Here is a 25579-nt window from a genome sequence, read left to right as displayed (position 1 = left end):
AGATCGTTTGGTAAATATCACATTTAAACAAAACCCAGTTACATTAATAGGAAATGAAGTAAAAGTGGGAGATACGGCTCCGAATTTTCAAGTTTTGGCAAATGATCTAAGCCCTGTTACATTGGATGACACAAAAGGTAAGGTTCGATTAATCAGTGTCGTTCCGTCTTTAGATACGGGAACATGTGATGCGCAAACTCGTAAATTCAATGAAAGTGCATCTTCATTAGGTGAAAATGTCAAAATTCTTACTATCTCAGTTGACTTACCATTCGCTCAAAAACGTTGGTGTGCAGCTGCAGGAATAGATGCAGTTCAAACTTTATCCGATCACCGAGACTTATCATTCGGTAAAGCTTATGGTGTGGCAATTGAAGAACTACGTTTGCTTGCGCGTGCAGTGTTTGTCGTGGATGAGCAAGACAAAGTGACGTATGTTGAATATGTTTCCGAAGCAACGGAACATCCAAATTATGAAGCTGCTATTGAGGCAGTAAAAGCACTCACGAAATAACCAAATGTATCGACGTAGACTAGCACGATAAACTGTTGAAGAAGAATGATTTTTTCCGAATGGTATGTATGGAGAAAAAAAGCTTCAACAGAAAAGTGCTAGTCTTTTTTTTGTGCGGTACAATAAGTACATAGAAGTTGGAAAGGCAGGCAAAAGAATGAGTTCAACATTAGAAAATTTATTCACATTCATAGATCAACAAACGCAAGACTTAAGTAAAAAAGAAAATATACCGTATTTGGAAGCGGTTTTAGAAGTATTGGAATTATGGTTAGATGGCGAAAATGTTCCTAGTGGAAATTCCTTTTTAAAAGAAGATGTTCGAAAAAGTATTCAATTAGCCATTTTAAAAGGGATGAAAGCGCACGTCCAACCGCATCACCATATGACTCCAGATTCTCTTGGATTACTGGTAGCGTATTTTGTGGAAAAATTCACCTCAAACAAAGATCACTTTACCGTACTTGATCCTGCTATTGGAACCGGGAATTTGTTATATACAGTGATGAATTATGTTCAGAAAAATGTTACAGCAGAAGGTGTAGAAATTGACGATATGTTAATCCAATTGGCTGCTGCGACAGGTGACTTGTTGCAACATGAAGTGCAGTTACATCGGCAAGATGCACTGCAGCCATTGCTGATCGACCCAGTAGATGTGGTTGTCAGCGATCTGCCAGCAGGCTATTATCCGAACGAAAAAATTGGTTCAACGTACTTTCTAGGAAATAAAGAAGGTATGTCTTTTGCTCACCATCTCTTCATCGAACAATCGGTTAAACATATAAAAGACGGCGGACATCTTCTGTTGTTTGTACCGCAAAATTTATTCGAAAGCGAAGAAGCATCACGTTTACATGAATTTTTTCAGCAACATGTATGGATAGAGGCAGTCATACAGCTTCCAGATAATTTATTTAAACAATCGAATTTTGCAAAATCGCTCCTTGTTTTACAAAAGAAATCTTCCGAAAGTAAAAAACCACGAGAAGTTCTTTTAGCAAAAGTTCCAAGTATGTCGAACAAAGAAGCGATGAGTTTATTCTTCCAAAAGGTCGATATTTGGATGGAGCAAAACGAACGAGCATAGGCAGGTGAAAACATGGATAAAATAGTCGCGATTAATGCAGGAAGCTCTTCTTTAAAATTCCAATTGATTGAAATGCCGAATGAACGAGTGATCGCAAAAGGACTTATGGAGAGAATTGGATTGAAAGATCCACTCTTTAAGCTTGAGGTCGAAGGAAGAGAATACGAGTTACATGAAACGATTAGGCACCATCAGGATGCAGTGGAGTTAGTTTTACATGCGCTTGTTACTTACAAAGCAGTTTCGTCATTAGAGGAAATTAGTGGTATCGGCCACCGAGTGGTTCATGGTGGAGAAACATATTCAGATTCCGTACGCATCACGCAAGAAGTTATACAGGAACTAATACGTTTATCTGATTTAGCTCCATTGCATAATCCAGCAAATATCACTGGAATTAAAGCTTTTCAACAAGCGCTTCCACACATACCGATGGTTGCCGTTTTTGACACGGCATTTCATCAATCGATGCCAGAAAGTTCCTATTTATATTCGATTCCGTATGAATATTATGAGAAATATGGTATTCGGAAGTACGGTTTTCATGGTACCTCTCATAAATACGTCACTAGACGAGCTTCTGAGCTGTTGAATCGACCACTTGAATCGTTACGACTCATTTCTTGTCATTTGGGAAATGGTGCTAGTATTGCCGCGGTGAATCGCGGGAAATCAATTGATACTTCCATGGGATTTACACCGTTAGCTGGTGTCACTATGGGTACACGATCCGGAAACTTAGATCCGGCACTTATCCCTTTTATTATGGAAAAAACACAGAAATCTGCAGAAGAAGTGCTTGATATTTTGAACAAACAATCCGGCATGCTCGGTGTTTCAGGATTTTCAAGCGATTTACGTGATATTGAGAAAGAAGCTGCTAAAAACAATCCTCGAGCACAATTAGCATTAGATGTTTTTGCTAACAGAATTCACAAATATATCGGATCCTATGCGGCACGGATGAATGGAGTCGATGCTATCCTGTTTACTGCTGGTATAGGAGAAAATTCTACTCTTATTCGGGAAAAAGTGATGTCTGGGCTACAATTCATGGGGGTCTTTCTAGATCCTGAGTTAAATCACGTAAGAGGAAAAGAAGCATTTATTAGTTTTCCACATTCACCGGTAAAAATTCTTGTTATACCAACGAACGAAGAAGTTGTTATTGCTAGGGACACAGTGGAAATCATTCATAAAGAGAGCCAGTGAAGTTTCTAAGAACTGCACCAAATTGCTAGACACATCTAACAGTTGGGGTGCAGCTCACTTTTCACTGGCTTTTTGTACCTATTAAATTAGTGGTGTTCTTCTGTACGAACGACTAGTACGTCACATTTCGCTGATCGAACAATGTGTTCGGATACACTACCGATTAAAAACCGCTCTACTGTTGATAGCCCGGTTGCCCCACAAATAATTAAATCGGCAGAAACTTTTTTTGCTAATTCTTTTGGAATCATGGATTTTGGAGAACCATATTCCACTACTATATGAACATTTGTTAAACCAGCAGCTTCGGCTTCTTTTTTATATCCACCTAAAAGTTCTTCGGCAAAACCTTGGGCGCGTTCCGCAATGGATCGATCATATGCTTCAATAGCAGCAAAAGAACGAGTATCAATGACATTGGCTAAATAAAGTGCTGCGTTATTTCTTTCTGCAATGCCTATGGATTTTTTAAAAGCCCATTCTGCTTCTTTCGAGCCATCAACTGCAACTAAAATATGTTCGTAAGATAATGTCATGTGACTTCCTCCTTTTTGATCTTACTTGTAGTATTCTCTATACGATTCGAGCATTCCTTCTATGTAACAAAAAATACACAATTCCTGTTAAAGAAAAACTAATGAAACCAGGTGCTGCTTCGTTTGGTATCAGAAGGTAAAGAATCGTACCGAAGAAAAAGCACCAAAATGCGTGTCCATTCCATTGGAATCCTCCGCGGAAAACCTCTTCCCATCTTAAGGTAGAAATTTTCATTTGCAGAATCCACACATAATCGACGACGATAATTGCAGATAATGGAACGACGCCTGCACCAATATAACCAATATAGGTCGAGGCATATTCGGAAAACTGAGGGAAACAACTAATGACGATCCCTGCTAACCCAAAAATCATTGCACTTTGTATGCGAGTAAGTTTGGAAAAAGTATTGAGTAAACTATAGCCTCCTGTATAAGCATTTCCAACATTGATGGAAATCATCGCAAGTATTCCTGAAAACAGCAAAAGTAATCCTGGTAGACGGGATAATTCATTCCCAAGTGCTGCATACACATTTGTTGTCTGGAATATGGCAGCAGATAATGTGCCGATAAATGCCACGATGACATATCCAATTGCATTTCCTATGTACATACCAAAAGCCCCATGCTTCGGTGTTTTTGCATATCTCGTCATATCACTAGAAGCACTAACCCCTGAGACATATTGAACAAAAGCTAGGGAGCTAAACATCAAAAAATGACCGAAGGAAAATGACGAGGAAGGAGAAACGTCCATTTCACTGATCCGATTTACCAATAAATAGATCATGACGATCTGACTGAGAATCAAAAGCGGGAATAGCGTTCTTGTTACTTTTTTAATAGCGTCGTATCCGATCAATGCTAGAATTGCCATGATAGTCGCAAGCACTAATCCTACCGGTACAAAAGGGATAGTAACATCATACATTGTAGCCGCTTGTTGAATGATGTATGCTCCTCCGATTGTCTGTACACCAAACCAATACAAAGAAGTAATTGTTCGTACAGGTGAGGCAATCTTTCTTGTTAGCCATTGGCCGATGAGGCTTCGAATAACATATTGTGCTGGAAAACCATACACTGCTCCAGGATGAGACATGAGAGAGACGAATAAAAACGCCAATAATGCTCCCGATAAGACGGAAAGAAAGGCGATCGGCCATGTCATATGTCCTTCTAAAACAGCAAGGGCTGGGATTAATAAATTTCCCGCATTTACAGAGAATGCGAATTGAATAATTGCGTAGTTTGACCAGGAAGATGTTTTTAAATCGCTTGTTACTGCCTCTAATCCTAGTTTTTCTAGTTGTACTGAAGATGATCGCAAAAAAATATATCCTCCTTTTGAGAAATTATGAATGTCATTTTTCCTATTATCTGATAGAATGGATTTGCTTTACGTAACGCGGAAGAAGAACATGTTTTCTTTTTCATTATACACACAGGAGGGTTTATCAATGAAAATTGGTGTGCCAAAAGAAATAAAGAATAACGAAAATCGTGTTGCGATGACTCCAGCAGGAGTTGTTAACTTAAACGTATTTGGACACGAAGTATATATTGAAACGGGAGCAGGAGTAGGGTCTGGTTTTACAGATGATGATTATACTGCTGCAGGTGCAATCATTGTGCCAACCGCTGCAGAAGCTTGGTCGAAAGACATGGTCATGAAAGTAAAAGAACCGATTGCATCAGAATATGGTTATTTCCGTGAAGGACTTATTCTCTTCACGTATTTACACCTAGCTCCGGAAGCAGCATTAACAAAAGCTCTTCTAGATAATAAAGTAGTTGGAATTGCATACGAAACGGTACAATTAGCAAACAATTCATTACCACTTTTAACACCAATGAGTGAAGTTGCAGGAAGAATGTCGACACAAATTGGCGCTCAATTTCTAGAAAAAATTCACGGTGGACTTGGAATTCTTTTAGGTGGAGTACCAGGAGTATCGCGTGGCAAAGTAACGATTATTGGTGGAGGAATTGCCGGTACGAACGCAGCGAAAGTGGCCGTTGGTATGGGAGCAGACGTAACAGTAATCGACTTAAATCCGGAAAGACTTCGTCAGTTAGACGACATGTTTGGACGCGATGTACAAACACTTATTTCGAATCCATTTAATATCGCAGAATCTGTAAAAGAAGCTGACTTATTGATTGGTGCTGTATTAATTCCAGGTGCAAAAGCGCCGAAATTAGTATCAGAAGAAATGATTAAATCGATGAAACCTGGCTCTGTAGTAGTAGATATTGCAATTGACCAAGGTGGAATTTTGGAAACATCCGACCGAATCACAACACATGATAATCCAACGTATGAGAAACATGGCGTTGTACATTATGCGGTAGCGAATATGCCAGGTGCAGTTCCACGTACGTCGACAATGGCATTAACAAACGTGACAATTCCTTACGCAGTACAAATTGCAAACAAAGGGTATGCACAAGCATGTATCGAAAATCCTGCATTGTTAAAAGGAATCAATACATTAAATGGGCATGTCACGTACCAAGCAGTTGCTGAAGCGCAAGAATTACCGTATGTAGCTGCAGAATCGTTATTAAATTCCTAAATGAAAATAAATCCGAACGAGTAATCGAGACACGAAAAGGAGTCCCGGTGTCGTTCGGATTTTTTAGTGTGTAAATGTATTCGCCATACGTTGATTATGGAAGTGAAATACTGACAACATCCCTTCGATAAAACTTCTCCGCCGATCGAAATAGCTTCGGTAACGCTTAAAGGAAAAACGCTGATAAGTAAAGATACAGGAATGATGATGGTATCTAATGATGAAATTTGGGTTTTGGTGATAAGTTTACATATACCTTTTCCAATGAAATTCGTTCGATAGCAGTTTTAATCGATTTTTCCAAGAAGTGATTTTTCTCCGATGAGATTGTTGAACGAATACTTTTTCAAAAAATCGTGGGAAATGTAAATCCAATGTATGCTTCTATCTAGTCTGCTGGTATAATAACCAATTCCTTCGGATACTTCGTTAGGATTTCTACTCCATCTTTTGTGACCACTACATCGTCTTCAATGCGCACTCCTGCAACGTCAGGCACGTAAATTCCCGGTTCAATTGTAAAGACCATTCCTTCTATTAATTCCATTTCATTTGTTGATGTGATCGAAGGGAACTCGTGGACCGAGATGCCGAGACCATGTCCTAAGCGGTGAGTGAAAAACTCGCCATATCCAGCTTTCGAAATAATATCTCTAGCAGTTAAGTCTAGATTTTTAGCTGTTACACCAGGTTTGACTAATTGAACAGCTGCCTGTTCTGCTTGTAAGACAGTTTCATAAATTTTGCGCTGTTCATCAGACGGTTCTCCATAAGCTACAGTCCGTGTTATATCGGAACAATAACCTTCGTAGACGACACCTAGATCGAATAGGATGAAATCCCCTTTTTGTATCTTGCGGGAGCCGGGTTTTCCGTGCGGAGAAGCGGTTTTAGGTCCACTAAGCACCATAGTGTCGAAGGACATGTGTGTAATTCCTTTTGCTTTTAATGCTGCTTCAACTGCTTGTAAGATTTCCAATTCAGTTTTACCTTCCGCAATTTCACTTACGCCAACCTCAATCGCATAGTCCGCGAATTCAGCTGCCTTTCGCAGAATCGCTAGCTCCGAATTGTCTTTTTTCAAGCGTAGAGAATTTAAGGTGTCATCTATTCCCGAAATCGTAGCGGAAGGAAGTATGCGTTGAATCTCTTCGTAACGATCCACCGTTACATGCGTTTTCTCAATAGCAAGTGTACCGAGAGAATTTTGTTTATTCGCTATATATTCTTGTACTAAATTCCAAGCATTATCGGTATCCTCATGCCCAATAATGTCGTATTTCCATCCAGCTGCTTTTGCATCTGGTACTTCCATTTTAGGAAGTACCATCATCGCTGTCTCATCTGAAAATACAAATACACCTAACAATCGTTCGTGCGGATTGCTTCGAAATCCTGAGATATAAAAAACATTATCCGGTGTGCTGATAAATGCCGCATCCGTGCCAGATTGTTTTAGAAATTGTGAAATATGTGATAATTTAGACATAGAAATTCTCCTTTCAAGGTAGTGTTATCATATCAAACAGGAGCGAGAATTTACACCGATTTAGGAGGGGTTATCGTGAAGGTTTCATTCCATGGACATGCAGTTGTGAAAATTGAGACAGGTGAATTTACACTACTAATCGATCCATTTATCAATGGCAATGGGCAAACGGATTTAAAGGTAGAAGATGTAAAAGCCGATTATATCCTTCTTACGCATGGTCACAACGATCACGTAGGTGACACAGTGGAAATTGCGAAAGCGAATAATGCAACGGTCATTGCACCTTTTGAGTTAGCGGATTACATCAGTTGGCAAGGTGTTGAAACGCATGGTATGTCAATCGGAGGAGCATTTACTTTTCCTTTTGGAAAAGTGAAGTTAACTCAAGCTTTCCATGGCTCATCTTTCGTGAATGAAAAGCAGGAAATTATCTATACTGGTATGCCTTCTGGAATTTTGATTGAAGCGGAAGGGAAAACGATTTATCATGCGGGAGATACAGCCCTTTTTTCAGATATGAAATTAATTGGCGATCGTCATCCAATCGATTTAGCTTTTGTGCCGATTGGCGATAACTTTACAATGGGAATCGAAGACGCCGCTTATGCAGTAGAATTATTACAACCAAAAAGTGTTGTTCCAATTCATTACAATACATTCCCTCCAATTCAACAAGATCCACAAAAATTTGCTGAACTCGTGTCAAATGCTGATGTGAAAATTCTTCGAGCTGGAGATGCGGTTGAATTGTCTTAACCCTTAGTGAAAGGTAGTCACTGCGTGTTTAACTTACGTGTGTGGCTATTTTTATTTTCTAAAAATGAATCTGAACGTTTTATTAAGTAGAAATACACACGTCTGGTATCACTAGTAGATAGTTAAATCACTCCTTAGGAGTGTCATTTTGTTTCTGTGTTTTTTATTTCCAGTTTGGTGCCTTAGGGTTCGTTTGTGATAAACTGAAAAATAGAACGATTGTTTGGAAACGGGTGATAGATTGAGAACAAAACATGAACAAATTTTAGCATATATTGAGACGCTTCTGATTGGAGACAAAATCTCCGTTCGACGAATTGCGAAAGAACTTCAAGTGAGTGAAGGGACAGCGTATCGAGCGATTAAGGAAGCCGAAAATCAATCATTAGTAAGTACGATTGAACGTGTTGGAACCATTCGGATTGAGCGGAAAGTGAAAGAAAACTTTGAACGACTAACTTTTGCTGAAGTGGTAAATATCATTGATGGGCAAGTGGTTGGAGGGAAAAGTGGCTTACATAAAACGTTAACAAAGTTTGTGATCGGTGCGATGCAATTGGATGATATGATGCGATACATTGATCCGGGAAATTTACTCATCGTCGGTAACCGTTCAAAAGCCCAATTGACTTCATTGCGCTCGGGAGCTGCCGTCTTAATCACAGGAGGATTTGATGCATCCGATGAAGTGAAATTAGAAGCGGACAGCCGAGATTTACCGGTTATTTCCACTTCTTATGATACATTTACAGTTGCAACCATGATTAATCGAGCGATCTATGATCAATTAATCAAAAAAGAAGTATTATTTATTGAAGATATATATGTTCCTTTACAGCAAACGGATATTTTACAAGCGAATCAATCGATTGGCGATTATCACGCGAAAAACGCAGAGACCAATCATGGAGGTTTCCCAGTTGTGGATACGAAGGGAAGACTAATAGGGATTGTCACTTCTCGAGATGTGATGGGAAAAGAAATGTCGGAGTTAATTGAAAAGGTCATGACAAAACAACCAATTTCGGCAACGTTGAAAACGAGTGTCGCTAGTGCCAGTCATCGGATGATTTGGGAAGGCATCGATTTAATGCCTGTTGTGGACGAAGGAAATTATTTGTTAGGTATTATTAGCAGACAAGACGTTTTAAAAGGATTGCAGTTAATTCAACGCCAACCTCAACATGGTGAAACGCTAGATGATATGGTGAAAAGTCAACTGATTGTGCATCAAAATGAGTACGTAGAATTTACTGTTACGCCTCAAATGACAAACCAATTTGGTGCAATATCTTATGGCGCATTTGTGACGGTATTAACTGAAGCTGGAGAAATGGCGCTGAAATCGAAGAAGAAAGTAGAAAGTATAGTAGAGAACGTGACTATTTACTTTTTAAAACCTATTCAAATGGACAGTATCCTACATGTGAAACCAACGATAATAGACAGTAGTCGACGATTTGTCAAAATGGAAATAGATGTTCACATTGAAACTTCACAAGTGGGTAAAGCAATGGTAACTTTTCAACTTTTAGATCGATAAAAAAATCTCGCGTGTGCAAAGCGAAGTATAATTTCTTCTCTTGCCAACGCGAGATATACATTAGTTCGAGGTATTGATTGCTTGCTCTTCTTTTACAAATTGACCGTAATGCTTTGCGACTTTCCAGTAATAACCAACGGTACCTATACCTAAAAGGATAAAAAGGGCACCGATGACGTATGTGAGTGTCGAAGGGTAAAGAATCATTTGGTTAATCCCAAAGAATACAAGCAAACTTCCTAAAGAGATAAGTGCTCGGTTCGCATACCATTTTTTTGTAATTGGTAAAGAAGAGCGGAATTGCTTTGTTTTAAAATAAAGGTAAAAGACTGCTGAAATCACAATCCCGATAACTAAAAATAAATTGACCATGGGAATCCTCCTGTTACATTCAATAGCAATATTGTATCGAGATTGGTTAGAAAATGCGAACTCTTTTATCCAAAGAATGGAGAATGTATAGATGAAGCGTACGATTATTGACACAATCAAGGAATTTGAAACGATTATTATTCATCGGCATGTACGTCCTGATCCGGATGCCTATGGTTCTGCTTTTGGATTAAAAGAGATTCTGCAAGCTAGTTATCCAGAGAAACAGGTAGTTGTCACAGGTGAACATGATGATGGGTTAAGTTTTCTCGCTCATCCTGATATAGTGGAAGACGAATTGTATGAGGATGCGCTTATTATCGTTACGGATACAGCAAATACCGCACGTATCGATGACCAACGATATCGTAAAGGGAAGAAGCTTGTTAAAATTGATCATCATCCTAACGATGACAATTATGGGGATATTGTATGGGTGGATACGAACGCGAGTTCCACGAGTGAAATGATCTATCAACTTGCTGAAGAAGGTAAAAAAGATGCCAACTGGTCTTTCACTGATAATGCAGCGAAGTTATTGTTTGCAGGAATCATTGGCGACACTGGTCGTTTTATGTTCCAAAGTACTACAAAACAGACATTTGAAGCAGCTGGAAATTTGATTGAGTATGGGTTTGATCGATCACAGTTGTTTAACGAGATGTATGAAGTTGATGTAAAACTATTACACTTGCAAGGTTACATCTATCAAAATTTTAAGATGAATAATGATGGAATCGGATATATTAAGCTAACGGTAGACACATTAAAATCCTTTGATGTCTCATCCACTGAAACATCGCTTTTAGTAGGTTCACTCGGTGCAGTTAAAAACATGAAAGCATGGGTCATGTTCATCGAAGAAAGAGATCAGATTCGCGTTCGTTTACGTTCGAAAGGATTAATCATTAATGAAATTGCCAAAAAGTACAACGGAGGCGGACATCCACTAGCTTCTGGTGCGTCGGTCTATACATGGGATGAGGCGGACCACGTCATTCGAGATTTAGAGGAAGCAGCAAAAAGACATTAAAAAGGAGGGAAGCAAGAAGTGACAACTATTTATCCATTCATCACAACTGCTGCCGATTTGTTACACAGTACCATTCGGCTACCAGAACTTGCTTCCTTTTTACAAAAAAACGATGTACAAAAAGCGGCTATCATCAATCGAAGTTTGTATGGAATCTTACCGTTTTACGAAACGATGATTAAAGCCTCGATTGAACCTATTATCGGCCTAAGTATTCAGGTGGAAGTAGAAGAAAATGAGCTTGACCTTCATTTATACGCGGAAGATGAACTTGGGTATAAGCAATTGTTAAAGCTTTCAAGTGCCCGTGAAACTCGGGAAATAGATGCAATACCACTTAAATGGTTGATTGGGTACCAATCCGGATTGCGGATCGTCATTCCTTTTTCCCCTACTAAAACTAAAGAGGAATTGGACGTGTGGATTCACACTTTACATGTCATTCGGGAAAAAATACAAGTACCATTAGCAGTGGGAATAATTCGCTTAGAAGGTGTTGCATCTGCATTTGAAGATGACGTGGAACAATTCTGTCACCAGTCCAATATAATCATCACTGCTCATTATGAAAGTTATTATTTACACCAAGAAGATGCTTTTGGATACGAAGTTGCACGCAATATTGCAGGTGGAACGAAACTTTCTGATGAAACACGATACGAATTGCCCCATCGCTCCCATTTTGTCCCTTCTGCTGAAAATTGGACGAAATGGTATCGAGACAAACCGGAATGGATCTTGGGAGCAACTCGGTTTTTCGATGCATGCCATGTGGTCCTCGATTTATCTTCCAAGCATATGCCGAAATTTCCACTAGCTACTACACACTCATCTGCTGATTTGCTATGGGAACTGTGCCAAAATGGGTTGCAAAAATTAGTGGAAAATCCTTCTACTATTTATCACACTCGATTAAAACACGAATTTACGATTATTACCTCTATGGGGTTTGAAGACTATTTTTTAATCGTAGCTGATTTTATGGATTTTGCTCGGAAAAATCATATTCTTACAGGTCCGGGTAGAGGATCTTCAGCAGGTTCGTTAATCGCTTATTGTTTATATATAACGCAAGTGGATCCGATTCAGCACGGACTGCTATTTGAACGTTTTTTGAATCCAGAACGGGTGACATTGCCTGATATTGATATCGACTTTTTAGATCATCGGCGAAACGAAGTCATTTCCTATGTGGCAAAAAAATACGGACAAGATTATGTCGCGCAAATTATGACATACGGAACGCTAAGTGCCAAAGCAGTTGCCCGAGATGTAGGAAGAGTCTTTCATTTTGATGGATCGATTCTCGAACGAATCTCTTCTTTTATACCTAGTAGAGTCGGTATAACCCTTGCGGAGGCTAGAAAAGAGAATGCCAATTTTGACAAATGGATTGCAAGTGACGACATGCATGAGAAATGGTGGGAAGCGTGTCTGCAATTAGAAGGGCTCCCAAAACATGTGTCGACACATGCTGCGGGTGTCGTTCTTTCCCCAAAACCTTTAGTAGAATATGTGCCGATTCAAAAGGGACAAGATACTATTTATTTAACTCAGTGGCCAATGAAAGAAGTGGAACAAAGCGGCTTGCTGAAAATGGATTTTTTGGGGTTACGGAATTTATCATTATTAGAGAGAATACGTTATTTAATCTATGCCGATCAAAAAAAGTGGATGAAGTTTGATGAAATTCCATTTGATGATGCAAAAACGCTCACGATGTTACAACAAGGGGATACACTTGGCGTTTTTCAATTAGAATCAGAAGGAATGAGAAAGACATTGCGTGAAGTCATGCCGACATCTTTCTCCGATATTGTTGCAATTAATGCGTTGTTTCGACCAGGACCAATGGAGAATATTCCTCTCTTTGCAAGACGTAAAAAAGGGCTCGAAAAAGTTCACTACCAGCATCCCTTATTAGAACCAATCTTAAAAGAAACGTACGGTATTATTGTCTACCAGGAACAAATCATGCAAATCGCTGCTCAAATCGCTGGGTTTAGCTATGGCCAAGCCGATTTGTTGAGAAGAGCAGTAAGTAAAAAAAACCGTCAATTATTAGAAGAGCAACGTGCAGCATTTAGTCATGGTGCAATGAATAATGGTATTCAAGAAAATGTAGCAAATGAGTTGTTTCAACTCATTGTTCGTTTTGCTGATTACGGATTTCCAAAAAGTCATGCGGTTGCTTATAGTGTCATTTCGTTTCAACTAGCTTATTTTAAAGCTAATTATCCAGCGTATTTTTACGGAGCATTACTTGCATCGGTTAGTGGAAATGCCGATAAAATTGCGGAAATACAATTAGAAATGAATCGGTATGACGTGGAACTTTTAGGTCCAAGTATTTTTAAGAGTGACTATAGTTTCCGAGTAGAATCTGGAAAAATTCGGTACGGTCTTCAGTCCATAAAAGGGGTGTCGACTAATTTTGCACAGTTGCTGTTGTCTGTTCGAAAAGAACGAGAAAATCCGTGGCAAGATCTATTTGACTTAGCTGTCAGTTTATCTGCTTCCCAATTTTCTCGAAAACTAATAGAACCATTCATTTACGCTGGAGCCCTTGACGATTTCGGTAAGGACCGTTCTGTGTTATTAGCGACTTTGGATGCTGCAGTTAAATATGCAGAGTTAGTTCGACCCAATATGGAAACTGATTTGTTTTCAGGTTCTGTCCAGTCTTTCGGAAAACCTAAATATGTGAAAGCTTCTGATATGCCAAAAAGTAAGAAGCTACAATTTGAAAAAGAGACGTTGGGAATTTATATTTCTAGTCATCCAGTCGTAGAATGGAAATCGATGCAACAAAAAGAATTTCCAACTATTTATGAGACGACAAAACTTCCTGTAGGTAAAGTGGTGAGCATAGCTGGAATGATTCTGGAAGTAAAATCTATTCGCACAAAAAAAGGAGAGTCCATGTGTTTCTTCCACTTGCAGGATGAATCGGGGGATATCTCTGTCACGATGTTTCCGAAAGAATACGCGAACTTAAGTAAATTCATCCAGAGTGGTGAAATAATTGAAGTTCGAGGCAAATTAGATCAGCGACAAGGTGCCTTGCAATTAATCGTGCAAAACATCGAAAATCAATGATAAAATAACGAACCGCATTCTCATACTGTCATGAGAATGCGGTTTTTTAGTACATCGAATGAAGTTCTTAAATAGTTGGTGGCATTTTTCTCTGCAACTTAATGTTCAAAAGAATATAGAAACGTACTGCAAGAAATCTTCGTCCTCACTTCCTATTCACATTTTATTCGACAAAATCTCTCTATATCTTCACTTGCACGCTTTCTTTAAATTCGTTACTATAAAACTATTGAGTGGTCAGACCACTTTGTAAAATATGGAAATTATAAGTAGGTGCTTTTGTGACGACAGTCTCACAAAAAGGGTTTTTATCGATTGTTCGTTCTTTACGAGAATTAATTACGGCTGAAAATTTAAAAACAGGCGACAAACTTCCATCTGAAAGAGAATTAAGTGAGCGACTTGGCGTTGGACGGTCTTCCGTTCGAGAAGCTCTAAGAAGTTTGGAATTGTTAGGTTTAATCGAAACGAGACGTGGGGAAGGCACTTTTTTAACAGATTTTCGGAAGCATCAATTAGTAGAGGTTTTAGCAACGTTTATATTACAAGACAAACAATCCATCAAAGATGTACATATTACGAGACAAATTCTTGAAAAAGAAGCAATTTCTATTATCGTGGACAACGAAAGTGTACTAGCATTACCTATATGGAAAGGTCTACTTCTAAAGCTAGAACAAGACGAATCTTTTTTAATCGAATCGTTCATGAGGGAAATACTTGTGTTAGCTGAAAATCGACTCGCATTAAAAATGTGGATTCTTCTGCATCATTTTTCGAATAAACCGTACGACCATGATGCCTCTTTGAAAGAAAAAGAGGCAATTAACAGCTTTTTGATCGAACTTATTCAAGGTCACAAGGAACATGCACTGGATGCATACAGTACTTGGATGAAACTATATGAAAAGGATGTCAAACGATGAAAATTCGAGAACTTTTTGCGAAAAACAAAACACATATTGCGAAACCAGAATCTAAAGGTGCTGTTAATGATGTACCTGAAGGAATTATGACCAAATGTCCTGCATGTAAGAGTATTACGTTAACGAAAGATGTCCAAGAAAATAAGATGGTATGTCCATCGTGTGATCACCATTTTAAAATGACTGCGAGAGAACGAGTGGAAATTTTCTTAGATGATGACACATTTGAAAGTATGGATGATCATTTACAAACGGAAAATCCACTTCATTTTCCCGGATACACCGAAAAAGTAAATGCCGATGCAAAAAGAACAGGATTAAACGAAGCAGTCTTAACTGGTAAAGGAAAGCTTGGAGGAAATGAAATTGCTATTGCAATCATGGATTCTCACTTTCGTATGGGTTCAATGGGCTCTGTAGTTGGGGAAAAAATTACACGAGCAATTGAATATGCTACGGAACACAAATTACCATTTGTCATTTTCACGGCAAGCGGCGGAGCACGTATGCAAGAGGGTGTATTATCCTTAATGCAAATGGCAAAAACGAGCGTAGCCCTTAAGCGACATAGCGAACACGGACTTTTGTTTGTTTCGATACTCACGCACCCAACTACGGGTGGTGTTTCTGCAAGTTTTGCATCCGTGGGAGATATAAATTTAGCAGAACCTAAAGCACTCATTGGATTTGCAGGTAGACGTGTGATTGAACAAACGGTAAGGGAAAAGCTTCCGGAAAATTTTCAAACAGCAGAATTTTTGCTTGAACATGGTCAGATAGATCAAGTGGTTCATCGTAAAGACATGCGTCGCACTGTATCGACAATTATTAAACTGCACACGAACGGAGGCAAAAACAATGGTTAAAACGTTACCTTTCGAAGAACCAGTGGTGCAATTACGAGATAAAATCGCTGAGTTGCGCGAATTTACGACAACTTCAGACGTGGATTTAACGAATGAAATCGAGAACCTAGAGCAGCGGTTAGTCAAACTTGAAAATGATATTTATGACAATATTCAACCGTGGGATCGTGTACAAATTGCCCGTCATGCAGACCGTCCAACCTCACTCGATTATATCCATGGCATGATGACGGATTTTATAGAATTACATGGTGATCGGACATACGGAGATGATGCTGCGATCGTGAGTGGAATTGCTTCATTTAATGGCCAAGCGGTTACGGTGATTGGGCATCAAAGAGGAAAAGATACAAAAGAGAATATTCGCCGAAATTTTGGTATGCCTCATCCAGAGGGCTATCGTAAAGCGTTGCGTTTAATGAAACAAGCGGAGAAATTTGGTCGACCAATCATTTGTTTTATTGATACGAAAGGTGCTTATCCTGGAAAAGCAGCAGAAGAACGTGGTCAAAGCGAAGCGATCGCACGTAATTTAGTTGAGATGGCAGGATTAAAAGTTCCAACAATAAGTGTCGTAATCGGCGAAGGTGGGTCTGGTGGAGCACTAGCACTTGGCTTAGCGAATCGAATTTTAATGCTTGAAAACTCGACTTACTCGGTTATTTCCCCAGAAGGTGCAGCATCCATCCTTTGGAAAGATGCAGCATTGGCAAAGACTGCTGCAGAAGCGATGAAAATTACAGCTCCTGATTTATTGGAAATGAAAATCGTCGATGTGATTGTTCCAGAAGTTTTAGGTGGAGCACATCGCGAACTAGATAAACAAATCGAGTATCTCCAACAAGCCTTGCTAGATTCGTTAAATGAATTGCAAAAAATGACACCAGACCAACTTGTAGAGGATCGATATAGAAAATTCGCCGCTATTGGTCAATTTGCCGAATAGGATGCCCACAAAGCATCCTTTTTTTCTGCCATTTCTGTTGAAAACGTGGTAGTCTCAATATAGGATGAAAGCTTGATGGAGGTCTGACGTATGAAACGTATTGGAGTATTAACGAGCGGTGGAGATGCACCTGGTATGAATGCCGCAATTCGGGCTGTCGTTCGAAAGGCAATTTATCATGGCATGGAAGTAATGGGTATTTATAATGGATACCAAGGCTTAATTGATGGAAATATGAAACCGTTAGAATTAGGTTCTGTAGGGGATATCATACAACGAGGCGGAACAAAGCTTTATTCTGCAAGGTGTCCAGAATTTATTACTCCAGAAGGACAACAAAAAGGAATTCAGCAATTAAAAGCGCATGAAATTGAAGGTCTAGTCGTAATTGGTGGAGACGGTTCTTACCGAGGTGCCATGGTGCTAACTAAGCAGGGATTTCCATGTGTAGGAGTTCCCGGAACGATTGATAATGATATTCCTGGGACAGATTACACGATAGGTTTTGACACAGCACTAAATACGGTGATCGATTCGATAGATAAGATTCGCGATACCGCAACTTCACATGATCGTACGTTTGTCATTGAAGTAATGGGTCGAGATGCAGGAGATTTGGCTTTATGGGCAGGTTTAGCTGGTGGGGCTGAGACGATTATCATTCCAGAAGATCCCTTTGATATGAAGGACATCGTACAACGTCTTCAAAGTGGGCATGATCGTGGAAAAAAACACAGTATCATCATTGTTGCCGAAGGCGTGATGAGTGGGAATGAATTTGCTGATCGACTAAAAGAACATGCAAATATAGAAACGAGAGTGTCCGTGCTAGGTCACATTCAACGAGGTGGATCTCCTACAGCACGTGATCGTGTTTTAGCCAGTTTATTTGGTGCGCGAGCAGTGGAGTTATTGCGAGACGATAAAGGTGGTCTTGCCGTTGGAATGAAAAACAATCAAGTGGTAGACTATACGATGATTGAAGCATTCGAAGGAAGCCATCAAACAGATTTAAGTATGTATCAGCTTTCAAAAGAATTAGCGATATAAAACGGAGATGACATGTAAATGAGAAAAACGAAAATAGTTTGTACAATTGGCCCTGCAAGTGAATCCCTAGAGGTTCTAGAACAGTTAATCGAAAGTGGCATGAATGTCGCGAGATTGAATTTTTCTCACGGTTCTCATGAAGAACATTTAGAGCGTATCAAGCGTATACGAGAAGTTGCAGCTAAAACAGGAAAAGTGGTTGGAATCCTTCTTGACACAAAAGGACCAGAAATTCGTACACATAATATGGAAAACGATGCAATCGAGTTAGTAGATGGACAATCGATTGCAATTTCCATGACTGAAGTACTTGGAACTAACAAGATGTTTTCGATTTCCTACGACAAATTAATCGAGGATGTAAAAGAAGGTTCCATTATTTTATTAGACGATGGCTTAATTGAACTACGTGTAACTTCTATCGAAGCAGAAAAAGGGCTTATTCATACGAATGTTTTAAATGCAGGCGTGTTGAAAAATAAAAAAGGTGTCAATGTTCCAGGCGTTTCCGTACAGCTACCCGGTATGACAGAAAAAGACGCCAACGATATTTTATTTGGAATTGAACAAGATGTCGATTTCATTGCTGCATCTTTTGTGCGTCGGGCGAAAGACGTCATGGAAATTCGTGAATTGTTAGAGAAAAATGACGGTTCCTCTATTCAAATTATCCCTAAAATAGAAAACCAAGAAGGCGTCGATAATATTGATGAGATTCTACAAGTAGCGGATGGTTTAATGGTAGCACGAGGTGATTTAGGTGTGGAAATCCCTGCTGAAGAAGTACCGTTAGTACAAAAAGAATTAATTGCGAAGTGTAATTTTGCCGGGAAGCCAGTCATCACAGCGACTCAAATGTTGGACTCCATGCAACGTAATCCTAGACCAACGAGAGCAGAAGCAAGTGACGTTGCAAATGCTATTTTAGACGGAACAGATGCCATTATGCTTTCTGGAGAAACAGCTGCCGGAATTTATCCTGTGGAATCGGTTGAAACGATGGATAAGATTGCCATTCGGACAGAAAAAGCGATTGATTATCGTGCATTAGTGTCAGCAAAAAGTAAAAGTCGCGGAGTCAACATGACAGAAGCAATTGGCCAAGCTGTTGCGCATACCGCAATTAATTTAAATGTTAAAGCAGTCATCGCTCCAACGGAGAGTGGACATACGGCACGAATGATCTCAAAATATCGTCAAAATTCGCCTGTTATTGCTGTGACATCTTCTGAAAGACCTTCAAGAAAACTCACACTTGTTTGGGGTGTCTATCCTATTGTAGGAAAAAAAGTATACTCTACAGATGAAGTGCTAGAACGTTCGGTTGATGAAAGTATTGAACACGGGTATGTCGATCATGGAGATTTAGTCGTAATAACAGCAGGGGTACCTGTAGGTGAAGCGGGTACAACGAATTTGATGAAAGTACATCTCATTGGTGACGTTGTGTCAAAAGGACAGGGAATTGGAAAAGATGTCGCTTATGGTGAAGCAGTAGTCATTCGCAATGCAAGTGAAATTAGCGCCGAAGAAGCAAAAGGAAAGATCATTGTGACCATTGGTTCCGATCGTGAAATGATGCCAGCAATAGAAGGTTGTGCAGGTCTAATAACAGAAGAAGGTGGACTTACTAGTCATGCGGCTGTCGTTGGACTAAGTTTAGGAATACCTGTAATTGTTGGAGTAAATAACGCAACGAATCTTCTTGTAAACGGTGATGATATTACCATGGATGCAGAAACAGGAGTCATCTATAAGGGTCACGCTAGCGTACTATAATCACAAGGAGGGGCATGTATGAAAGCATTACTACTCGCAATAATTGTGCTCCCAGCGCTTGAACTAGCCTTACTAATGTGGGTTGGTTCTAACGTTGGAATCATGCAAACGCTGCTCATCATTCTACTAACAGGTGTACTTGGTGCGTACTTTGCTAAAAAGCAAGGGTTAAAAGCATTTCGAGATATTCAGTTGCAGTTTAAACGGATGGAAGCACCAGGCGATGCTGTCATAGACGGGTTATGTGTATTTGCTGGCGGAATCATGCTTCTAGCGCCTGGGTTAATTACCGACTTATTTGGTTTTTTTCTCCTGTTTTCTCCAACAAGGAATATGATAAAGCCACTTATATATCGTTGGATCAAAAAGAAAATGAAAAATGGACAAATTATTGTCATGCGTCCTTAGAACGTTTTTAGTAAAAGAGATATAATTGTTTCAAAAGGTCGAAATCCGAACAATCATTCGATACATTATTTTAGTGATCGAATGGGTTCGGATTTTTCTCTATTATTTAGAGAAACGCTTGATTTGATGAGACTTTTACGTCTATCTCCAATTGTTTTTGAAACAATTTCATGCTAAGAAATTTGTATAGATATTCATTCACAGAGCTTCATCTTTCATTATTGGATGTAAAGTGATAGTAAGTAGCGAGAAAAATTGGGCTTAAAATAAGACCATATATGCCAAAGAAGATGATGGATGCAGCTCCGATAAAAAATGTAATGATAGGTCTTGTATGAACAGAGTTTGCCCACAAATAATTTTCCAGAAGTTGTCGGATGATGATGAGAATGCAGTATAGGCAAGTTAAATAGATTGCAATCATCTTACTGTCGATCAGAATGAAATAAACAATCATGGGGAAAAGAATCATGCCTGTCCCTATAAAGGGGATTAAATCTGCAAGCGTTATTAGACTCGAAGCTTGTAAGGGTGAATGGAAACCGATGATCAGGAAGCCTGTCGATAAAACGACAAAAGTAACTAGTAAGAGTTGAGTTTCAATTTTTACAAAAATAGTAAGTAAGGATGTGCTTTTCTGAAAGAAGAAAAGTGCTTCTTTTTTTATTTTTCGTGGAAAGAAATCAAATATCCAGTAACGATTACGGAAAGATTCATATAGCGAAAAAAACAAAGCAAAACAAAATAAAACGAATTCGAAAAATTTAGTGGGAATTTCAGATAAAATAGATGGAATAGTTGTTTGGATTTTTTCCATGTAAAGAATGAGTTGTCGATCTAGAGCAGAAAGAATTTGGTTAGAGGTAGGAGAGTCTAGCAAAGTACCTTGTTGTAATAGATAAATGGTGTCCTTAATTTGCAACCATGTAAGTGTTAAAAAAATGCTCGCCGATGCAGCTGCAATAAGACAAAAAAGAAACAGCGTCAGTAATGTGGAAAAAATTCGGGGTATTTTTAGCCTGTTCGTTAAAAAAAGGCTTATTGGAGATAAAAAGTATGCTACGATAATTCCTGCAGTTAAAGGCATAGCATGAAATGCTATACCGATAATTAGCAGGATAAGAATCATTTTTTTCCACTCTATTTTTTGAAACAAATACGACATCCTTCAGCAAATTAGTTAAAAATAATCGTTTTCATTCACAAAGAAGTCAAAATTGATTATAATGGCTATGTAAGTGATTTCATATTCGGTTCATAAAAGCAGATGAGCCTTCCGTCTGCATTTTTTTATGTAGAGGAATGGCTAATATTAGAAAAGGAGCGATACAAATGTCATCAGCAAAAGGTCTTGAGGGTATTGTCGCTACTCAATCAGCGATAAGCTCGATTATTGACGACACTCTTACATACGTAGGGTATGATATTGATGATTTAGCAGATCATGCAAGTTTTGAAGAGGTAGTATATTTACTATGGCACCAACGTCTTCCAAAAGCAGACGAACTTGCAGAATTAAAACAACAATTAGCAGATAATATGTCTGTACCAGAAGAGGTATTAGCTCATTTTAAAACGTATCCAATCGAGAAAGTGCACCCAATGACAGCACTTCGCACTGCGGTGTCTATGCTTGGATTATATGACGAGAAAGCAGAAGACATGTCTGACGAAGCGAATTACTTAAAAGCAATTCAGCTTCAAGCAAAAATGTCTACACTTGTTACCGCTTTTGCACGAGTTCGTAAAGGCTTAGAGCCAATTCAACCGAAATCGGATTTAAGCTATGCAGCGAACTTCCTTTATATGTTAACGGGAGAAATGCCAGAAGACATCGCTGTGGAAGCATTCAATAAAGCTCTAGTATTACATGCAGACCATGAGTTAAATGCTTCGACATTTACTGCTCGTGTTTGTGTAGCTACTTTATCTGATGTTTACTCCGGCGTTGTAGCTGCGATTGGCGCTCTTAAAGGACCGTTACATGGTGGAGCTAACGAACAAGTAATGAAAATGTTAATGGAAATCGGCTCTGTCGATCGCGTTGATTCTGTCATCCAAGAAAAATTAAACAACAAAGAAAAAATTATGGGCTTCGGTCACCGCGTATATCGTAAAGGTGATCCACGTGCTAAGCATTTACGTGAAATGTCAAAAAAATTAACAGCACTTCGTGGAGAAGAAAAATGGTATGAGATGTCAATTAAAATTGAAGATATCGTAACAGGACAAAAGAATTTACCACCAAATGTAGATTTCTATTCTGCTTCTGTGTACCATTCATTAAATATTGATCATGATTTATTCACACCAATATTTGCAGTTTCTCGCGTATCGGGCTGGTTAGCTCATATTTTAGAACAATATGCAAACAACCGTTTAATCCGTCCACGTGCGGAATATATCGGACCTGGAATGCAAAAATATGTTCCCGTGAATGAACGATAAGCTGTAAAATAACTGATTTCTTTTGAAAGAAAGAACGAGTATTTAGGAGGAAATTTATATGACAAACGGCGGTAAAATTTCAGTTGAGAATGGCGTATTAAACGTGCCAAATAATGCAATTATTCCTTATATTGAAGGAGACGGAACGGGTCCAGATATTTGGGCTGCAGCTTCTCGTGTATTAGAAGCATCTGTTGAAAAAGCATACAATGGTGAAAAATCAATTGTATGGAAAGAAGTTTTAGCTGGACAAAAAGCATTCGACAAAACTGGCGAATGGTTACCAGAAGAAACTTTAGAAGTGATTCGTGAGTATTTAATTGCAATTAAGGGACCTCTTACAACACCAGTGGGTGGGGGAATTCGTTCTCTTAACGTTGCACTACGTCAAGAATTAGACTTGTATACATGTTTACGTCCTGTACGTTACTTTGAAGGTGTCCCATCACCTGTGAAACGTCCAGAAGATACAGATATGGTTATTTTCCGTGAAAATACGGAAGATATCTATGCTGGTATCGAGTATGCAAAAGGTTCAGATGAAGTGAAAAAAGTCATCGAATTTTTACAAACTCAAATGGGAGTAAACAAAATTCGTTTCCCTGAAACTTCAGGTATCGGTATTAAACCAGTTTCTGAAGAAGGAACAAAACGTTTAGTTCGTGCTGCTTTAAACTATGTGATTAAAGAAGGCCGTGAATCATTAACGTTAGTACACAAAGGGAATATTATGAAGTTTACTGAAGGTGCTTTTAAAACTTGGGGTTATGAAGTTGCAGAGCAAGAATTTGGTGATAAAACGTTCACTTGGAACCAATATGATCAAATTAAAGAAGAAAAAGGTGCAGAAGCAGCAGACAAAGCTCAAGCAGATGCATTAGCTTCTGGTAAAATTTTAGTAAAAGATTCTATTGCAGATATCTTCTTACAACAAATTTTAACTCGTCCAAGCGAGTTTGATGTTGTTGCTACAATGAATTTAAATGGAGATTACATTTCGGATGCACTAGCTGCACAAGTTGGTGGGATTGGAATTGCTCCTGGTGCTAATATTAACTATGTAACAGGTCACGCAATCTTTGAAGCAACTCATGGTACTGCACCAAAATATGCTGGATTAGATAAAGTAAATCCTTCTTCTGTTATCCTTTCTGGAGTTTTAATGTTAGAACACCTTGGATGGACGGAAGCAGCTAAATTAATCATGGATTCTATGGAAAAAACAATTGCATCTAAAGTCGTAACATATGACTTTGCTCGTTTAATGGACGGTGCTAAAGAAGTGAAATGTTCTGAGTTTGCAGACGAATTAATCAAAAATCTATAATAGCCTTCATGTAATCAGTTACATTTACCCCGCCAACTTTTTAGGTTCGGCGGGGTTCAACTTATCTATTTAGGAGAGGGTAACGTGACAAACGAACGTAAAAAGATTTCTGTCATTGGATCAGGTTTCACAGGTGCAACAGCTGCTTTTCTATTTGCTCAGAAAGAGCTAGGAAATGTCGTATTAGTCGATATTCCTCAAAATGAAAATCCTACGAAAGGAAAAGCGCTGGATATTCTGGAATCTGGTCCTATTTTAGGCTTCAATACGTCTGTTAAGGGTACTTCGAGTTATGAGGATACGCGAGATTCTGATATTGTCATTATTACTGCTGGAATTGCAAGAAAGCCTGGAATGAGTCGAGATGATTTAGTTCAAACAAATCAACAAGTTATGCAATCAGTCACAAAAGAAATTGTAAAGTTCTCACCAAATGCGATTCTACTTGTTTTGACTAATCCAGTTGATGCAATGACCTATACCGTTTTTCAAGCATCTGGTTTTCCAAAGGAACGCGTCATTGGTCAATCTGGTGTACTTGATACAGCTCGTTTCCGTACATTTGTTGCAGAAGCACTTTCACTAGCTCCTCAAGATATAACTGGTTTCGTTTTAGGTGGACACGGAGATGATATGGTTCCGTTAATCCGCTATTCTTACGCTGGTGGAATTCCGATTGATACATTACTAAGTCCATCTGAAATTGAGGCAATTGTAGAGCGAACCAGAAAAGGTGGCGCAGAGATTGTCAATTTACTTGGAAATGGTTCCGCTTATTATGCTCCGGCAGCTGCTTTAGTTGAAATGGCGGAAGCGATTTTAAACGATCAAAAACGTGTCCTTCCTTCCATTGCTTATTTAGAAGGGGAATATGGGTTTGATGGGATTTATATCGGAGTTCCAACGGTATTAGGTGCAAAGGGAATTGAGCAAATCATCGAATTAGAGTTGTCAGATGAAGAAAAAAGCGCGTTTTCTAAATCGGCAGAATCAGTTCGTTCTGTTATGAATAGTCTACGTAACTAATCACGTCGAGTAGGTGGGAACCTGCTCGATTTTTTTTGTGCTTATTGGTACTATTAAAGCAAGTGAAGATGGGAGAGGAGAATGACTATGTTATTGGGGAAAAAAAGAAAATTAGGCAGAAAAATAGACGAAATTTCCGTTGGAGAAAAGTTGAAACTAACCGAAAAAATCGAAGATAAAGACTTATTGTTATATTTAGGTTTAACGAATGATGGGAATCCTTTATACATTCAGCACGATTTTGCTTCTCAAACTTCTTATGAAAAACCTATTGTTCCAACTATTATGTTAACCGGCATTGTTACATCGGCCATTTCAAAATACTTACCCGGTCCGGGTTCTCATATATTAGAGCAGCATTTACGTTTCCCAAAAGCAGTATATCATTATGAAACAATTGAATTTTTACTAACTGTAACTGACGTACAACCATCATCGAATAAAGTAAATGTTTCCATCATCGCGCATGATCAGCAAGGAGACGTTGTGATAGAAGGGGACGTTTGGTGTTCTCCTCCGTTAATTGAAAACAAGCTGACTTCTCATGCGATGGAAAATTTCTAATTAGACCAAT

Annotated in this window: 23 protein-coding genes; 18 read left to right on the top strand and 5 right to left on the bottom strand. The window is 38.9% G+C overall.

Annotation, left to right across the window (positions count from 1 at the left end; translation table 11 throughout):
* Positions 1 to 7: 7 nt before the first annotated feature.
* The 3 genes from tpx to D3873_RS08035 all read left to right on the top strand — a co-directional run bounded on the left by tpx (position 8) and on the right by D3873_RS08035 (position 2816).
* Complete coding sequence (gene tpx / locus D3873_RS08045; protein WP_119883587.1) at positions 8 to 514, top strand: thiol peroxidase; 507 nt, start codon at positions 8 to 10, stop codon at positions 512 to 514.
* A 157-nt stretch (positions 515 to 671) separates the two neighbouring features.
* On the top strand, positions 672 to 1604 hold the full coding sequence (locus D3873_RS08040; RefSeq protein ID WP_119884505.1) for a class I SAM-dependent methyltransferase: 933 nt from the start codon (positions 672 to 674) through the stop codon (positions 1602 to 1604).
* A 12-nt stretch (positions 1605 to 1616) separates the two neighbouring features.
* A complete protein-coding gene (locus tag D3873_RS08035; RefSeq protein WP_119883586.1) occupies positions 1617 to 2816 on the top strand; it encodes an acetate/propionate family kinase in 1200 nt (399 codons plus the stop codon).
* Positions 2817 to 2902: 86 nt separating this feature from the next.
* On the opposite strand, the gene D3873_RS08030 is transcribed toward D3873_RS08035, so the two are convergent.
* Together D3873_RS08030 and D3873_RS08025 are read right to left on the bottom strand one after the other, a co-directional pair.
* The gene (locus tag D3873_RS08030; RefSeq protein WP_119883585.1) at positions 2903 to 3352 is read right to left on the bottom strand and encodes a universal stress protein; all 450 of its coding nucleotides are present in this window, start codon (positions 3350 to 3352) and stop codon (positions 2903 to 2905) included.
* 37 nt (positions 3353 to 3389) lie between these two features.
* Positions 3390 to 4685 carry a purine-cytosine permease family protein gene (locus tag D3873_RS08025; protein WP_119883584.1) on the bottom strand — a complete coding sequence of 432 codons (1296 nt, stop codon included), beginning with the start codon at positions 4683 to 4685 and terminating at the stop codon, positions 3390 to 3392.
* A gap of 130 nt (positions 4686 to 4815) precedes the next feature.
* On the opposite strand from D3873_RS08025, the gene ald reads away from it, so the two are divergent.
* The gene (ald, locus tag D3873_RS08020) at positions 4816 to 5934 is read left to right on the top strand and encodes an alanine dehydrogenase (protein ID WP_119883583.1); all 1119 of its coding nucleotides are present in this window, start codon (positions 4816 to 4818) and stop codon (positions 5932 to 5934) included.
* 388 nt (positions 5935 to 6322) lie between these two features.
* Here the strand turns inward: ald and D3873_RS08015 are convergent, their stop codons facing one another.
* Positions 6323 to 7423, bottom strand: coding sequence for a M24 family metallopeptidase (locus D3873_RS08015; protein ID WP_119883582.1), 1101 nt, complete (start codon positions 7421 to 7423; stop codon positions 6323 to 6325).
* 75 nt (positions 7424 to 7498) lie between these two features.
* Here D3873_RS08015 and D3873_RS08010 point away from each other — a divergent pair, with 75 nt between their 5' ends.
* Positions 7499 to 8182, top strand: coding sequence for a metal-dependent hydrolase (locus D3873_RS08010; protein ID WP_119883581.1), 684 nt, complete (start codon positions 7499 to 7501; stop codon positions 8180 to 8182).
* Between the two features lie 241 nt (positions 8183 to 8423).
* A complete protein-coding gene (locus D3873_RS08005) occupies positions 8424 to 9725 on the top strand; it encodes a DRTGG domain-containing protein (protein WP_119883580.1) in 1302 nt (433 codons plus the stop codon).
* A 60-nt stretch (positions 9726 to 9785) separates the two neighbouring features.
* Here the strand turns inward: D3873_RS08005 and D3873_RS08000 are convergent, their stop codons facing one another.
* On the bottom strand, positions 9786 to 10097 hold the full coding sequence (locus D3873_RS08000) for a YtpI family protein (protein ID WP_119883579.1): 312 nt from the start codon (positions 10095 to 10097) through the stop codon (positions 9786 to 9788).
* 91 nt (positions 10098 to 10188) lie between these two features.
* Here D3873_RS08000 and D3873_RS07995 point away from each other — a divergent pair, with 91 nt between their 5' ends.
* The 8 genes from D3873_RS07995 (at position 10189) to D3873_RS07960 (ending at position 20204) form a co-directional block, all read left to right on the top strand.
* A complete protein-coding gene (locus tag D3873_RS07995) occupies positions 10189 to 11130 on the top strand; it encodes a DHH family phosphoesterase (RefSeq protein WP_119883578.1) in 942 nt (313 codons plus the stop codon).
* A gap of 18 nt (positions 11131 to 11148) precedes the next feature.
* Positions 11149 to 14229, top strand: coding sequence for a DNA polymerase III subunit alpha (locus tag D3873_RS07990; RefSeq protein WP_119883577.1), 3081 nt, complete (start codon positions 11149 to 11151; stop codon positions 14227 to 14229).
* 281 nt (positions 14230 to 14510) lie between these two features.
* The gene (locus tag D3873_RS07985) at positions 14511 to 15155 is read left to right on the top strand and encodes a FadR/GntR family transcriptional regulator (protein ID WP_119883576.1); all 645 of its coding nucleotides are present in this window, start codon (positions 14511 to 14513) and stop codon (positions 15153 to 15155) included.
* The gene (gene accD, locus D3873_RS07980) at positions 15152 to 16021 is read left to right on the top strand and encodes an acetyl-CoA carboxylase, carboxyltransferase subunit beta (RefSeq protein ID WP_119883575.1); all 870 of its coding nucleotides are present in this window, start codon (positions 15152 to 15154) and stop codon (positions 16019 to 16021) included. Before D3873_RS07985 ends, accD begins: the two co-directional genes overlap by 4 nt.
* A complete protein-coding gene (locus D3873_RS07975) occupies positions 16014 to 16967 on the top strand; it encodes an acetyl-CoA carboxylase carboxyltransferase subunit alpha (protein WP_119883574.1) in 954 nt (317 codons plus the stop codon). The genes accD and D3873_RS07975 overlap by 8 nt, the downstream gene beginning before the upstream one ends.
* Before the next feature lie 90 nt (positions 16968 to 17057).
* A complete protein-coding gene (pfkA, locus tag D3873_RS07970) occupies positions 17058 to 18017 on the top strand; it encodes a 6-phosphofructokinase (RefSeq protein ID WP_119883573.1) in 960 nt (319 codons plus the stop codon).
* 18 nt (positions 18018 to 18035) lie between these two features.
* The gene (gene pyk, locus D3873_RS07965; protein ID WP_119883572.1) at positions 18036 to 19796 is read left to right on the top strand and encodes a pyruvate kinase; all 1761 of its coding nucleotides are present in this window, start codon (positions 18036 to 18038) and stop codon (positions 19794 to 19796) included.
* 18 nt (positions 19797 to 19814) lie between these two features.
* On the top strand, positions 19815 to 20204 hold the full coding sequence (locus D3873_RS07960) for an FxsA family protein (RefSeq protein WP_119883571.1): 390 nt from the start codon (positions 19815 to 19817) through the stop codon (positions 20202 to 20204).
* A gap of 208 nt (positions 20205 to 20412) precedes the next feature.
* On the opposite strand, the gene D3873_RS07955 is transcribed toward D3873_RS07960, so the two are convergent.
* Positions 20413 to 21360 carry an AI-2E family transporter gene (locus D3873_RS07955; protein WP_162920168.1) on the bottom strand — a complete coding sequence of 316 codons (948 nt, stop codon included), beginning with the start codon at positions 21358 to 21360 and terminating at the stop codon, positions 20413 to 20415.
* 176 nt (positions 21361 to 21536) lie between these two features.
* Between D3873_RS07955 and citZ the strand changes: the two genes are divergently transcribed.
* The 4 genes from citZ to D3873_RS07935 all read left to right on the top strand — a co-directional run bounded on the left by citZ (position 21537) and on the right by D3873_RS07935 (position 25569).
* Complete coding sequence (gene citZ / locus D3873_RS07950; protein ID WP_119883569.1) at positions 21537 to 22652, top strand: citrate synthase; 1116 nt, start codon at positions 21537 to 21539, stop codon at positions 22650 to 22652.
* Positions 22653 to 22710: 58 nt separating this feature from the next.
* Entirely contained in the window at positions 22711 to 23979 is a 1269-nt protein-coding gene (icd, locus tag D3873_RS07945) for an NADP-dependent isocitrate dehydrogenase (RefSeq protein ID WP_119883568.1), read from the top strand.
* An 84-nt stretch (positions 23980 to 24063) separates the two neighbouring features.
* Positions 24064 to 25005 (top strand): malate dehydrogenase, encoded by a 942-nt coding sequence (gene mdh / locus D3873_RS07940; protein WP_119883567.1) that lies wholly within the window; start codon positions 24064 to 24066, stop codon positions 25003 to 25005.
* 87 nt (positions 25006 to 25092) lie between these two features.
* Positions 25093 to 25569 (top strand): MaoC/PaaZ C-terminal domain-containing protein, encoded by a 477-nt coding sequence (locus D3873_RS07935; protein WP_119883566.1) that lies wholly within the window; start codon positions 25093 to 25095, stop codon positions 25567 to 25569.
* Positions 25570 to 25579: the final 10 nt, after the last annotated feature.

Source organism: Paenisporosarcina cavernae (genome assembly GCF_003595195.1).
Lineage (GTDB): Bacteria > Bacillota > Bacilli > Bacillales_A > Planococcaceae > Paenisporosarcina > Paenisporosarcina cavernae.
Note: the sequence above shows the minus strand (reverse complement) of the source record. Positions and strands in the feature narration are given on the sequence as shown.

Excerpts from the sequence above, each read along its gene's own strand:
- accD (WP_119883575.1), top strand. The coding sequence starts at position 15,152 with ATGAAAATTCGAGAACTTTTTGCGAAAAACAAAACACATATTGCGAAA.
- D3873_RS07995 (WP_119883578.1), top strand. The coding sequence starts at position 10,189 with ATGAAGCGTACGATTATTGACACAATCAAGGAATTTGAAACGATTATT.
- D3873_RS07975 (WP_119883574.1), top strand. The coding sequence starts at position 16,014 with ATGGTTAAAACGTTACCTTTCGAAGAACCAGTGGTGCAATTACGAGAT.
- citZ (WP_119883569.1), top strand. The coding sequence starts at position 21,537 with ATGTCATCAGCAAAAGGTCTTGAGGGTATTGTCGCTACTCAATCAGCG.
- D3873_RS08000 (WP_119883579.1), bottom strand. The coding sequence starts at position 10,097 with ATGGTCAATTTATTTTTAGTTATCGGGATTGTGATTTCAGCAGTCTTT.
- D3873_RS08015 (WP_119883582.1), bottom strand. The coding sequence starts at position 7,423 with ATGTCTAAATTATCACATATTTCACAATTTCTAAAACAATCTGGCACG.
- ald (WP_119883583.1), top strand. The coding sequence starts at position 4,816 with ATGAAAATTGGTGTGCCAAAAGAAATAAAGAATAACGAAAATCGTGTT.
- icd (WP_119883568.1), top strand. The coding sequence starts at position 22,711 with ATGACAAACGGCGGTAAAATTTCAGTTGAGAATGGCGTATTAAACGTG.
- pyk (WP_119883572.1), top strand. The coding sequence starts at position 18,036 with ATGAGAAAAACGAAAATAGTTTGTACAATTGGCCCTGCAAGTGAATCC.
- D3873_RS07935 (WP_119883566.1), top strand. The coding sequence starts at position 25,093 with ATGTTATTGGGGAAAAAAAGAAAATTAGGCAGAAAAATAGACGAAATT.
- pfkA (WP_119883573.1), top strand. The coding sequence starts at position 17,058 with ATGAAACGTATTGGAGTATTAACGAGCGGTGGAGATGCACCTGGTATG.
- D3873_RS08035 (WP_119883586.1), top strand. The coding sequence starts at position 1,617 with ATGGATAAAATAGTCGCGATTAATGCAGGAAGCTCTTCTTTAAAATTC.
- D3873_RS08030 (WP_119883585.1), bottom strand. The coding sequence starts at position 3,352 with ATGACATTATCTTACGAACATATTTTAGTTGCAGTTGATGGCTCGAAA.
- D3873_RS07960 (WP_119883571.1), top strand. The coding sequence starts at position 19,815 with ATGAAAGCATTACTACTCGCAATAATTGTGCTCCCAGCGCTTGAACTA.
- D3873_RS08040 (WP_119884505.1), top strand. The coding sequence starts at position 672 with ATGAGTTCAACATTAGAAAATTTATTCACATTCATAGATCAACAAACG.